This window comes from Bremerella sp. TYQ1 (assembly GCF_020150455.1).
Classification (GTDB): domain Bacteria; phylum Planctomycetota; class Planctomycetia; order Pirellulales; family Pirellulaceae; genus Bremerella; species Bremerella volcania_A.
Genome location: NZ_CP083740.1, coordinates 6592282 through 6606256 on the forward strand (window position 1 = coordinate 6592282; position 13975 = coordinate 6606256).

At 55.3% G+C, this 13975-nt stretch carries 7 protein-coding genes; all 7 read right to left on the bottom strand.

The window, feature by feature from the left end; all coding sequences use genetic code 11:
- Positions 1-85: 85 nt before the first annotated feature.
- Positions 86-6001 (bottom strand): hypothetical protein, encoded by a 5916-nt coding sequence (locus LA756_RS26880; RefSeq protein WP_224437798.1) that lies wholly within the window; start codon positions 5999-6001, stop codon positions 86-88.
- 135 nt (positions 6002-6136) lie between these two features.
- A complete protein-coding gene (locus LA756_RS26885) occupies positions 6137-7459 on the bottom strand; it encodes a hypothetical protein (RefSeq protein WP_224437799.1) in 1323 nt (440 codons plus the stop codon).
- 16 nt (positions 7460-7475) lie between these two features.
- On the bottom strand, positions 7476-8618 hold the full coding sequence (locus LA756_RS26890) for a prepilin-type N-terminal cleavage/methylation domain-containing protein (protein WP_224437800.1): 1143 nt from the start codon (positions 8616-8618) through the stop codon (positions 7476-7478).
- Positions 8615-9616: a type II secretion system protein gene (locus LA756_RS26895; RefSeq protein WP_224437801.1), complete on the bottom strand. Its 1002-nt coding sequence runs from the start codon at positions 9614-9616 to the stop codon at positions 8615-8617. Before LA756_RS26895 ends, LA756_RS26890 begins: the two co-directional genes overlap by 4 nt.
- Positions 9617-9629: 13 nt before the next feature.
- A complete protein-coding gene (locus tag LA756_RS26900) occupies positions 9630-10583 on the bottom strand; it encodes a type II secretion system protein (protein ID WP_224437802.1) in 954 nt (317 codons plus the stop codon).
- Positions 10584-10743: 160 nt separating this feature from the next.
- Positions 10744-12138, bottom strand: coding sequence for a type II secretion system F family protein (locus tag LA756_RS26905; protein WP_224437803.1), 1395 nt, complete (start codon positions 12136-12138; stop codon positions 10744-10746).
- 74 nt (positions 12139-12212) lie between these two features.
- On the bottom strand, positions 12213-13937 hold the full coding sequence (locus tag LA756_RS26910) for a GspE/PulE family protein (RefSeq protein WP_224437804.1): 1725 nt from the start codon (positions 13935-13937) through the stop codon (positions 12213-12215).
- Between the last annotated feature and the right edge of the window lie 38 nt (positions 13938-13975).

The following is a 13975-nucleotide window of genomic DNA, read 5'->3' on the forward strand; positions in this document are numbered from 1 at the left end:
AGGCGACCAGTCGTCATGACCAGTCGCCCCGCGTGGTGTTTCCGAATTGCCCCCGTTACCAACGGTAACGGGGGCCGAATGCGGTTTACTCGATGAATCGCTTGAGCATGATCGTGTCTTCCACGTTCAAGTCTTCGCCAGGCACGTACCCGACTGGGATCGAACGGTCGATGATGTAGAAGGCACGGTGCCGGTTGATGTCGCCGGTATCGTTGCCCAGTTCCTGGCCCAAAGCCCAACCATCAGGATGGTCGGCATCGACGGCATGCGGTTCGACCTCGAAGTATCCGATGGTGATCCAAACGGCAAACACGTTCGACTGGTTCCCGGCGATGTTCCCCAGACGCTGATAGGCCTGGTAACGAAGCATCGGGTTGTCGTCGGTGCGGTAATGTCGCATGGCGTCATTGGTCACCGCAGGGGTTTGCAGATTGAGATCGAACAGAGGCGATTTCGTCCCTGTGGATGTTGGGTCGACCGATCGCAGAACGGTTGCTTCGACTGGTGGCAACTGCAAGCGATTGTCTGGCGAAGCCGCCGTCCCCAGTTCCGGCACAATTTCTGATGCCGAGGAAGGGCGATACGGGTGCGAGAATCGCGACGGGTATTCCGACGCTGTTCCGCTGAATTGCCCACGTCGATTCGCTTCAAACTCGCTCCAGCTGGGGAACGTAAATGCGGTCCCTTGCCAGAAGTCTGGATCGAAGATCGAGTTATAAACCGTTTCCGAGCAGATCGTGTTCAAGTTAATCTTGCCTGGTTCACGGAATTCCAAACGACGGTTGAATGGGAACATGTAACCCAGTCGAGCATCGTTGTACTTCGCGGGCGATCCACCATCGTTACGAAGTTCGGTTCCTGGCGGATTGAACTCGGTGATGTCGAACCACTTTTTCGTTCCGTTGAAGCGAGAAGGAACATGAATGTAGTCGAAGATGCGGACGAACTGAGCCGACATATCGTTGCTGGTCGACGTTCCATCCAGATCGTTCGTCTTTCCACTATGGAAGAAGTTGAACAAATGCTGGTAAGGAGCGTGGAAGTCGGTCAAGCGTTCGGTATCGTTAGTGCCATCGGTGCTGAATGGATCGACGTTCTTCGACAGCGAATACTCGAACAGCATTCGTTGTGGCGATGACGACGGAACCATCATCAAGTCGTACTTGCTGACATATGGAGAGTTGGCCCAGTGTAGCCAGCTGTACGGCGTGTTGATCACCGGTTGAGGAACTGGAGTGATCGGATCAGGGGCATAAGCTGCGTCTTCCGGATTTGGCGAACCTCGATACACCGCATTGATGGTACCGCCACTGGCAATCGGCACGCCCATCTGACGATTGACGTAGCCCAATGTATGGATGACAGGTCGTGCAAAGTGTTCGGCCTCCATAGTAGCGGCATCGGTGAACGTCGCCGTATCTCGTGGAGTTTGAATTTCAGGACGCTTGACTCGCAGGACACCGTCAATGCCGTCTGGTGTGGTAATCAATGCTGGGGCAATGTTGTTCAGCATGCCGAGCAGGTTACCGTTGGAGTTCTGCGTTGCATTGTCGCGAAGACCACGCTCGCGGCTTTGGAAGTAAACCGTCGTTGCGGCATTCGGATCTTGGCCACCTTCCGATGGGTCCCATGCATCAGCTGTGATCGTCGCATCGGTACTCGTGCTAGGATTGTCCTCGCCGTTGAACACCGTCAAATCGATCGGCATGTGATCGAGCGTGATGTACGGATTCAACGTCGCATGGAAGTCGGAAAGAGGGTTGGCCAGACGCTGCAGAACGGCCGACTTGTAACCCTGGACCGCGTTGATACCCCCTGCCGAAGGATCGGGATAAGTCCCCGTTCGCTGTATGCCGGTGGAAGCACCATCGGGATCGTTCAGAGGGAAGTTTGTCGTGCCAGCGGCAGGCGTGTCGGTTTCAAAAGGGACATCCGGGAGCGACATCGTGGTGTCGTCGCCATAGTAGGCGTACGGTCCAGCCATCGTGCCGGGAGCCTGGTGGGTTGGTTCCTGATAGTAATCATCCCGGAGTGGTTCCGAGATGTTCAGACCAATCCCAGCGGGGGCTCCGTCGGTATCGTACTGGTTCGTCCAGACCGTCGCATCAGGCAGGTCCATCGTCACGGCAATGGCCAGGTTCGGCTTCGACTGCGTGCTCGAATTTGGATACTGAAGCGGATGATCGTTCAGCGATCCGTTTCGGTTGAACACGAGTGTATCGTGTCCATAGCCGGCGTCGAGGCGATTGCCAGCGGGCACTGCTTGGATCTCAAACGAGTACGATCCTGGCACGTTTGTGCCCGCGGTCATGGCTGCGGGGTCGGGAACCGATCCGATGTGCGTCACGTTTCGGGGCGCGACGACAAAGTATTGATCGGGTTCAAGCAACAGCGGCGAGTTGTTCTGATTGCGGAACTCTCGATCGTTCGCAGGAGCTGGCGAAGCATAGTTGGCAAAGTAAATGATTCGGTCGATCTGGTAGTTCTCGTCCGAACCAGAACTCAGCATTTTCAGGCCGGCTGCAGGAACGGCCGTTCCTTCGTTGCCAGCCACGCGGTCGCTGGCTTGTGGTTGGAAGTTGATGGTATCGAGACCATCGTTTCGCAGCATTTCTTTGGTAATGCTCGAAGTCGTACTGCTTGCGACATCTTCCCGTTCCACAATCAGGACACGCCAAACGGGCGAATTGCCGCTTGGAGTCATCCGATTGAGATGCAGTTTGCCATTCTGGTACAACTCGGAAGGAAGCGAGAAGCCAGGGTTGTTGGAAGCCAGATTGCGTGGGTTGTAGAACTCGAGGAAGAGCGATCCCTGTGGAATACGATACTGATCGAGCGTATCGTCATCGCTCATCGCAGTACCACGCTTCGCTTGGGAGTCGTTGTCCCATTCGGTGTCTTTGATGCCACGGTCGTGGAATGCCAGCGTTTCCGACAGCAAGAGATCAGGAGCTTCCGACCCCCAGACGACACGACGGTAAGGGGATGGATCGCCACCCTCGATGCCGGCCGAACCATCCATCTGCGTGACCAGGTTACCGTTCACATTCCAGGGATTGCCAGAGCTCTCGTCGTCTCGGAATGGGTAAAGGTCGAACTCGAACGGAGTCATTACGCCGTCGCGATCACGGAAGTCGACCACGTTGATCGCCCATTGGGCAATGCGTCGACGCGTCAATTCGGTCAGTTCATCAGGCGTGTATGCTCCCGCACCAGCCGCTTGGCGATACGTTGGGAAGCGATAATCCTCTTCCATCAGAAGCAGCATCATCACGTACAAGTAACGAGCCATCAGCTGACGCGACGCACTGTACGAAGTGGGGTTGCTGAAATTGACCGGCGTCGGCAGCGAAGGCGAATTGCTGGCCATGCCGGCCGTTCCGCTCACCCAGTTGATGAATTGCGATTGCGGTGCGTACGTGCCGGACGTGTTGTAGGCCGATTGGAAAAGAATCTCGGCGTGCCGCTGCAACTCGAAAATGTCGTCGGTGTAGCTGTCGGAATCGTTGTCGTTGCCATCAGCCGGAGCTTCCAGCAAACGATTGATATCGAACGGTTCGCCCCGCATGATTTCCGGCGGAAGCAGTTGGTGGACTTTTTCTCGCAGTCGGGTATCCAGCGAAGGGCCTGCCCAGCCTGGGTTCTGACGACGAAGACGTTCCTGGCAAAGCGTAACGAGGGTTGGAGCAGGACGTTTTGCTTCGACTGTTTTGTTCTTGAAGATCTCGTTGTCGAGCGTGCCGCTGACATCTTCGTCTCGCAAGTCGTAAGGAATATCGGCCCGGTTGGTGGTCGGCACTTGGAAGCTGGCCGTCGTGATGAGACGACGCTTCGCAGTGGAAGTACTCAGCGAGTTGGCGGCCAACTCCATGATGCGGTCGTTGCTGTCGGTCACGGAACCGGAGTCGTATTCTTCGTAACGTAGAACACGTTCCAGCTCTTGATAGGAAAATGGCGAGTCGTAACGGCTGGGGTGTAAGAGATCCATTTCGTAAGGATCGTTGCGGCGTTGACCAAACCCTGGAGGCGTCGCCTGCGAGGCGAGTGTCGCTGGATTGACCGCCGGCTGGAAGCGAGGACGTCCGGCATAGTCGATGTACATACGACCCAAGCCCAGGCGATCTGGCGGCGTCGAGAACAGGTTTCTCGTAGACGTCGTGTACGAATCGATCAAGCCGATGTTGTCCATGCGACTACGTTCGTCGTCGTAGCCCACCACGGGGGAAGCGGTGTTGTCGACGACTTCCCGTCCGGGAGTGGCAGGATCGAGAACCTGGTTTGCGGTCGATGCCAGGTTTCTAATCAGGTCGTTGGACGAGTATCGAGCGTTCAAGAGGCGATACGCGTCTGTCAAGTCAGGATCGGCGGCATTGGTGTAGTCGCCAAAGATGCCAAACAAACTGACTTCGGCAGGGCCATATCCGCTACCCAGCGGAAGCTGCATTGAGGTCGCCGTGCCACCGCTCCACGCAGGCGAATAGGCCCCGTGGTTTAGCTGCGTTGTCGCTGGATTCATCAGCGTACGATTGCCAACGGCGTTGTTCGTAAGCGGCAGGGCAGTGTTCGATTCAAACTGCTGGAAATGAGCGTACGAGCCTTGGGCGTTGATGTTGATGAGCCCGTCCATGTCTTTGACAAGGATGGCAGCCAACGGCTTGTAGCGTCGCCCTTGGCGATCGGTCTTCATCGGCAAACCGATGTCAATCCAAATACTGTCCGCCACCCCGTCGAGATCGTTGTCGATATCCCATCGTGCGTTCGTTGCCGTTCCAAAGATATCGAAATTCGGGTTGCTGCCGTCAAAGTTGGGATGCTGTTCCGGCAGGGGGCGGAGGATCACCTTCCGTCGTGCATTTTCAACAAGTTGAACATGCGTAGGATTAGGAGCCGTTCCTGCCACGGGAAGGGTAGTGATCGTCGGATCACGGAACAAAGCAATCTGGTCGTTCGCGTCCAACGCGCCAAACGTTGTGTCTTTATCACCAAGATAGTTGACCCAGTATCGTGCTAGATCTTGTCGATGAAACGACGGCAAAATGTCGTTGGTTGTCGGGAGTGCACCGGAAGCGGCGTCCCATGGGATATACGACAGGAAAATGTTCTGGTGATCGGGGGCATCGTAGCTTTCGTCGGCACCGCCGGCTTCGACAGAGATCGTATCGCCGGTCACGCTGTGGACGACCGTTCCCAGGGGATAGGCCGCATTGATGTTGGGGACCAACGCAACGGGGTCGCCGTCGGCATCGCGGAGGTTAAGGCTTCGTTTCTTACGGGGTGCGGTAGGATCGGTTGGGTCGTAGCCGTACCCGGTTCCGTTGAACGGCAGATCGTTCAGCACGAAGTTGTCGCCATTGCCAGGCACGTTGGCGCCGCTGACTCGCTTGGGAACGGTAACGGGATCGGCATCGACGACAATTCGGACACGCACCAACGTGCCGGACGTGCTGTTCCATTCCGGCCAGAAGTGCATCACGCGGTGCGACTGCCCCTGGGCGAGCCCTGACGAAAACGTGACGATCGAACCTGAGTAATACTCTTCAACCAAATGCATGCCGAGCGTGTTCAGGACATCTTCCAGCGTGGTTGTGTTCGCCGTGTTCGGATCGGTCAGGATGATTTCGTAAAGCTGGTCGATGTCGGCCGGAGTCGCGGCGCCATCTTGCGGATGACCAATCGCGATGTTGAGATCAGTCACGGGACGAACAACGACGGAATCATTGCCCCAACTGTCGCGAAGCAACTCTTGGCCTTTGAGCGGGGTGTACGTTCCTGCTCGAGGACCACGCAGGAAGTTCATAAGCGCGGCGTCTGCTTCGCTGGAGGCCTGGCCGACGTTGATGTCGCGGCGCAGATTGGCTGTGGCGCCTCGATTAAAAGCACCTGCCGCGACGACAAACGTCAGGCCAACTAGGGCAAAGAGGACCAAGATGCTGAGAACCACCAACAGCAAGGCACCGCGACGCGGCTGCTTGGCATTCATAAAGCTCTCGATGCGTTTCATAAGTCTTCTATCCTTGCTCGCTCGTTTGGAAACCAGCCCCCGCAAAGTTTCCGAGTTCGCTTATTTGTGTCGTCTCTGGCCTGGCAAGCCGAGACGGGTTTTATAAAGGAAAAGGGATCGGTGAAAAGTTGCCCGCTACGGCGTCCACGGCGTTTGGGATTCAAGCTTTACACGCTTGGAGTAAACACCCACAACTCCATCAACAACGATGGCATGAGTCGGCGCGCTTGCTGCTGTTGCAAGTGGCCAGTCTGGGCCGCTGATAGTAACCCGACGAGAAAACGGCAATGCACTTCCAGTGGTGGTTCCCGCGTTGTCGAGTACTTCGTCCACCATCACAACGCGATACCATTGATAGATATCGCCGCGTGGGTAGTTCGCATTTGCAGGCATTCTTTTTACAAGGCAGATCCAATCCCCGTTGCTCAGTTTTAAGACGCGTTCCTCAGCATCTTCTCTTGAGCCAGTCGTTTGCTGCAAAACGACTTCTCCTGTGGAGTAGCCACCCGAGGACAGGAATCCGCTGACATTTAGTATTCGTTCATTCGATTGAACTAACTCAGGGTCTGCCGCACCTATTGCGCCTTGCGGGATGATTCCCTGGCGATTCTTCACAATTAGAACATGAGCCGTATACTCGTCCGTTGCTGCGCGTGACAACACCGGCGTCAGGGCAGAAGTTCCAATAGGCGGAGCAGGTGTCCGAGTAATATCAATCGGAGGTTGCATCCAGCTTGCGTCGGTTGGCGAAAGTGCCGTTGGAATAGTTGAAACTTTCCGCGTCTCAAAGGGTTCCGGAGTTAGCATGATCATCCAGCTGTACTCGCCCAATGCTTGTCGCTTAACAAATGTTGGCGTAGTCCCTCGTTCATAGAACCGCTGAAACGATGGTAAGTCCCCATCATCGGGACGTTCAAATGCAAGGTCGTCGTACGATTGAAAGCTTTGCCGTGCCAAAGGAAGCGATAGTGCGCTTGCAACGGAGTCATTGCGAAGGCTAAGCCTTGGCATTTGGATTGGACGAGTGCTCGCTGAATCCAACGAAGCGGTACTCGCTCCAGCGACGGCCAGCGAAGTAGCGTATGGAAAAACGACTCGTGAACTGTCTGTACCATTTGCCCCAAAAAATAATGGGTCAATCATGTAGGGTTGCCGGACTGGTAGGCGAGCACTCTCTAATGAGATTTCATCAGGCCCAATATTCCCAATCGGATCCGTATCGCCGGGAATGAACCATTTGCTTGGATTGAAAACCTGCCGTGCTTTCGCTTCATGGTAGGCTCGTTCGCCCAAGCTGGCGACGCGGTCGGCTTGGACGCCTCGTTCGGTCAGGTGCGTCCCCAGCGGGATCAAAGCGACCAGGCCCAGGATGCCGAGGCTGACAACCATCGTCGACATCATCACTTCAATAAGTGTGATTCCGCGATGTGCCTGGCAGTGGTTCGTGTTGTTTGGCATGGTGAAGAGCATAAGCCTACTGGTCCCCTTCTCCCTGGACGGTGAGTACCTTGGTGGCGTACTCACGAGCGGTGGCAAGCACGTCTCGGTTTTTGGCCGGTTGCGTTGATAAGAAACTGTAGGTAGGTGGAATCAGTTTGTTGCGCGTCGTCGTCACTTGCCCGGTCAGGAAGTTGACCGAGACCCACATGGCCGTTCCATCTCCGAGATTCGTAGGGAATTCGGGATCTGTCAGGAACAGCTCGTAATCGACGCTCGTGTTGGCAATGTCGGTGATCCCGTCGTTGGTTCCATCGTTGTTAAGTGCCTCTAACGCATTCACGGCGAAATCGTACTTGCCGACAAGCAAGTGAATGTTGCCGCTGGCTCGCTGCCAGGCACTTGCGGAAGTCCAGACACGGTCAAGATCTCCGCGTGGGTTGAACGTGAACCGAATCGGCTCGTGCGAGCCAGAGTTCCACGTGGCGAACTGGCCACCACTGTTGCCAAAGCCCGAGCATGTCAGGTCAATGCACATGTCGGTGGGCAGTTGCAGCGGCGTAACACTGCTGCGAATAGGCTGCGGGTAAATCTGAAACGGATACGATCCCGCGGCGTGGGTCGGAGGGCTTTGCCCTTGTTCCCAGGAAACAGTGAGGACGCGAGTCGTCGTATCGACACCGATAATGCGGTACTTGTCTCCACGGTATCCAAAGCGAATCAGATCGCCGGGGCGAACGAAGCCTTCGACGCCAATCATCGACGCGGTTGCCGAGGAAAATGTTGCCGTAAACGTGACATTGGATCCGGTAACAGCCGTTAATGTCGCCGTGGCGCTGCTGTCGTCGCCGGCATACGTTGGTGGTGTTTCGATGACATACATCACCAACGAAGTGTTACTGATCCCCGAGTCGGCAGCGCTCAACCCAGGCGTTCCGTCGGTGTCACGAACGTCGCGAACGATTTCGACACCGACTGGGCGATTGATTTCCAATGCACGAGCTTGGGCTCCGGCGATGAACGCGTTTACCTGACGAGCCGCTTCTCGCTGTTTCTTCCCTCGCGTGCCGGTTTTGACTGCCGTGGCAGCAATGCCAAGCAAAACGGCCAACACGCCGAGCACGACAAGCAGTTCGACAATCGTTAACCCAGCGCGGTGATGTTGCTTTAAAAAGCTCATTGATCATTCCCCGCGATTACGAGTTGGTGATTGGAGATGTTGTCGAAGTAGGCTTCGTATCCATCCGCATCGACATCAAATTCTTCGCCGAAAAGTCGCCCATCGTAGAGCGGTTGGGATGGCGAAGAAATCGGAATATAGGGGTCATTGGGAATAACTGGCGACGCTGCTGTTCCGGTAATCATCGCAGCCATTTCATCTGTGTCGTCGACACGAAATGGAATGTCCAGTTGTTCATCAGGACCAGCGCTGATGACGAGTGGATACAAAGGAAAGTGGTCATAGATGCCTGTCCCGGCAGATTGACCACGTCCACCGCGGACGTTCAGTGGATCTAACGGATCTGGAGCATCACGTCGGTGCAAGTTGGAACGAACGCCGATAAATCCAGGAGCCCAACGCAAAAAGCGAATGGGTCGTCCCCAGCCATCCAAAATCTCTGGCATTCCATCACCATCGAGATCGCCGAATTCCGACTCTTTGAAGTAGTCGAGTCCATTGGTATCGCCGTCCTGAATGGACTCCAAAATCATGTACAAGCATTCGGCGTCATCGAAGCTGATCGTCCAGCCTCCAAAGCCACCCGCACGAGTCATCACCCGACGCTGATAAAAGTTCCAAAGGGCAGGTTCATCCCCAGTTGGTGTCACAGAGCCGCTTGCTCCCAACTTAACGTCTTCAATGTGACAAGGCATTTCCATCCGCATTAAGGCGCGAATAGCATCAACGCGATCTCGTGCTTTAAGTCTTGGGTTTGCAGCCGAGGATGGCGGAACGCGGCGGTACCGGTACTCTTCCCATCGCGGCATTAGCAACTCGTGGATCTTTTGAACTTGGCTGCGAGTGCGATTCAGACGTGCTTGTTCGGCTGCGGAGGAAAGTCCGACGAGAACCATGCTCGCCATCATCGCGAGGATCCCCATTACGACGAGCAGTTCCACCAAAGTGAATGCTGGTCGCAACAGTTTCCGTTCGAGTTGTCGTGCCGAAATAGGCATGAGGGACATCCTTTTACAAGTCGGTGTCGCTACCGAGAGTCGACGCTTCGCTAAAGCTGGTGATGTTGTCGAAGTCTTCCAGCGTGTAGGCAACGCTGCCGGTCACGTCCGCTGTACCGGACGAGTAAATTTTCATTGCCGTCGGAAGCGCGGTACCGGAGGAGTCGACGTAGACACCGAAGTCGTTGTCGAGGCCGGCGACCATCAACTGATATCCGTTCGGTTTCACCCAATCGAGTGCACCACCGGTGCCAACGCGAGCGTAGGGACGCGCGACACCACTGGCGGCCGAACCGATATCGGACATGTCGAGACTCGCCACGTTGCCGCTACCGTCGATGTACGACTTGGAATTGAAGTAGACGATTTCGGAATCGCTGTACCTGGTCTTGTACGACCACCATCCGTCGTTGTCGGGATCGACCAGGCGGGTTTCATCGAATTCAAACAGACGCGTACGATCTCCGGTTCCGGTGAGCGGGTTTTCGACATCCGCGCTGACGCCCATCAAGATGAGCACATAGACTTCCGAAGGATCGAGCATCCAGAGTTCAAAGGCATTTGCTCCCGTAGCCGCGGAATTGATCGTGCCTGCGGCGGCCATATTGGTTTGGGCTGCCGCGGTTGTCGGATCGTCCGAGGTGGGATTGCGCTGCGGAAACTTCTTTCGCAGGAAGCGATTGATTTCGTTGATACGAGCCGTTTGCTGAGCTGCCGTCGGCGAACTAATGGTCAGCGGGTAGTAGACAAAGTTCATGTCGGGAGGATACGCCCCTGACCCTTTGTACTGATCGAGCGCCGAACCAATTTGACCGAGCTCGACTTTCATGGCGGTTTGTTGAACGCTGACGACGGCACCTCGAATGCCGACGAGGGCAAGGCCTGCCAAGATGCCGATGATGGTGATCACCACCAGCAATTCGACGAGGGTAAAGCCACGATGGCATGCGCGTGGACGGGATGTCATGGTAGACCTTTCCTAGTACGAAGCGATGCTTCGCCCCTGATTTGGTAAATGGACGGGCGCTGGTGCGCCTGTCGGGCTGTTGAATTTCAAGATTGTGGTTTCCCAAACTCGGCGTCCCGAAACCCCTGAAACCGGGACGCCTTGTCGATGGCGGGCTGGCTTAACTCAGGTTCTGAATCAAGTCGACCAGCGGGAGGAACAACGCGATGACGATGAACCCGACCGAAAAGCCGAGGAACACGATCAACAACGGTTCCATGATCTTGGTGAGCGAGTCGGTGAGAACTTTGACGTCTTCGTCGTAGGTGTCGGCCACCTTGTACAACATGGTGTCAAGTTCACCGGTCTCTTCCCCCACGTCGATCATATTGGTAACGAACAGTTCCACCATTCGTCGCCGCAGTGTCAGGAAGTACCAGCCGGCACCCAGGGCACCAGCCACGCCGACCGCTTGCCAGGCAAACGGCTGCATCGCTTCGATGAAGAAGAATGAGATGAATGGGGCCAACGGGAAGATGACCCAAAGGAAAAGCGCGATCGGATGGAAGGGAGCTCGGCAGTTCTCTTCCATAGGTTTAAAGATCGATTCACCCTCTTTCACCGATTCCGAAACATTGTGGTACATCCGCTCGAACATCGCGTTACCGCTGGTATCGCGAGCGATGTTCAGACATTCCAAAATGGGAACCCCGGAGGAAATAAGCGTGCCCAAAGTACGTGTCGTACGAGCCAATACGTTCTTTTCGACGAGGCCGCCGAAGATGGGGATGTTCAGGAAGAACAAGTCCCAGCCCATGCGGCCATGTTTGAATTTTCTAAGCAGTTTGACGAACAGGAACACCGCAATCGGAATCAGCGGGATGCAGTACCAGTAGTTCACAACGCCGTTACTGATGGTGATCAGCAGTTCCGTAACGGCCGGCAAATCGAGCTCGAATTCCTCGAAGATCTGGCGGAACGTAGGAACGATCTTGATCATGATAAACGTCAAGATACCGACGGCGACGGTGATGACCACACATGGATAGATCATCGCCCCTTGCACTTTTCGGCGAAGGTCGGCATCGCGTTCCATGAAGTCGGCCAGACGCATCAGAATGACTTCCAATGCACCACCTGCTTCCCCGGCACGGATCATGTTCACGTACAAGCGGTTGAAACATTTGGGGCACTTGGCCATCGCTTCGGAAAGCCCTGCCCCTGATTCGATGTCTTCGCAGACATCCATCAAACTGTTTTTGAGCCGGCCAGGCTTGGCTTGTTGTTCGAGAATCTTAAGGCTTCGCAGAATCGGCAAACCGGCATTCTGCAAAATGGCCAGCTGCCGCGTAAACGTGGTCAACTGTCGGTGGCTGACGCCGCCGATCGTGAAGCCGCGATTTTTCCCTTTGCCTTTAGCGCCCGCTTTTTCCCGCGATTTCTTTTCGTTGATGCGGGTAACGAAGTAGCCCATCTGCCGGATGGTCGCTTGGGCATCGTCTTCGGTCGGGGCCTCGATGACGTCGCGGATCTCCTGACCTTGAGCGTCCATCGCTTCAAATTGATAGGTTGGCATGGCTACGTCGGGCTCTTGCTAATGAAGTCAAAAATGGGTGTACGGTAATTGCTGGCCAGCAAGTGGTTTGTTCGTTAGTCGACGACCGTTTCGCGAAGCACTTCGTCCAGGGTAGTTAGCCCATCGAAGGCCAGCTGAAGACCGGCATCACGCAGTGGCGTCATACCAAACTTCTTTGCTTCGTCGCGGAGTTCATCCGTCGAAGTGTTTTGCATGATCATCGAACGCAAGTCATCGTTCATGATCATCAGTTCAAAAATGCCGATACGGCCTTTATATCCGGTTCCATTGCAGTTTTCGCAGCCGGTCCCTTTAAAGAACTTGCGGCCGGCAAGCTCTTCTTCCTTCATCGAAAGAAGGAAGATGGCATCCTTGGAGGGTTCGTGTTCCTGGCGGCATTGGCTGCAAACACGGCGAACCAAACGCTGAGCCAAAATGGCTTCGACGGTGGCCGTGATCATAAATGTAGGGATGCCCATGTCCTTCAAACGCGTGATCGTTGAAGGAGCATCGTTGGTGTGCAGCGTGCTGAACACCAAGTGACCGGTAAGCGATGCTTGGATCGCGATTTCGCCCGTCTCCAAGTCACGAATCTCACCCACAAGGATCACGTCTGGATCTTGCCGCAAAATCGCTCGCAGGCAGTTCGCAAACGTATTGCCCAAGTCGGCATCGATAGGAATCTGAATGATGCCCTCGATGTCGTACTCGACAGGGTCTTCCGTGGTGATCAGCTTTTCGTTGACCGAGTTGAGTTCGCTCAACGCCGAGTACAACGTGGTGGTCTTGCCGGAACCGGTCGGTCCTGTCACCAAGACAATACCGTTCGGCTTGTGCATCACGCCGCGGAACTGCTTAAGGGTGTCGTCACCCATGCCGACTTTTTCAATGTTCAGCGACACAACGCTGCGGTCTAAAAGCCGCATCACGACGCTTTCACCAAACATGGTCGGCAGCACGCTCACACGTAGGTCGACCGGGTGACCACCGACGGTCAGTTCGATACGACCATCCTGCGGCAACCGTCGCTCGGCGATGTCGAGGTTTGCCATCACTTTGATACGTGTCGTAATGGCAAACGCCAAGTGACGTGGCGGCGGCACCATTTCAAACAGCACGCCATCCGCTTTGATACGGATGCGGAACTCTTCTTCAAATGGTTCGAAGTGGATGTCGCTCGCGTGGTCCTTAATGGCCATCAGCAACACCATGTTCAGCAGTTTGCGAACAGGAGCACTGTCGGCGAGAGCCTCGGCGTCGGTAATGTCGATCGGGCCGTCCCCGGCAAGGGCAGCGGCCGCTTGAGCTAAGTCGTTGTCGTCTTCCAGGTCACGGACAAGACCTTCAAAGCTTTCGGAATCTTCCGAATAATAGCGATCGAGTGTCTTCTGGATGTCACGTTCCGTAGCAACGACCATTTGCACGTCGTAGCCGAGGAACTGACGAAGTTCGTCCTGGGTCGATAGGTTTTGTGGTTCACACGTTGCCACGGTCAGGCGATTGAGGTCTTCTTCATGCGAGACCGGAATCACTTTGTATAGCTGAGCCATTGGCTCGGTAACGCGACGCAGCAAGTCTGGAGCAATCGAAACGTCGTCCAGGCTGATCACCTGCATGTGCAGCTGTTCCGCCAAGGCTTGAGCCAACTGGTCGTCGGTGATCAGATTCATGTCCTCGGCAATTTTGCCAAGGGGCTGATGTTCTGCCTGGGCTTCTTGTTCTTCCAGCAACAACTCAAGTTGTTCATCGCTGATGAAACCAAGGTCGACCAGAATCTGTCCAAGTCGGCGAACTGCCATGAAGTCGTCTCGTTGTCCGTCAGGTTTTGAAAAGGAAA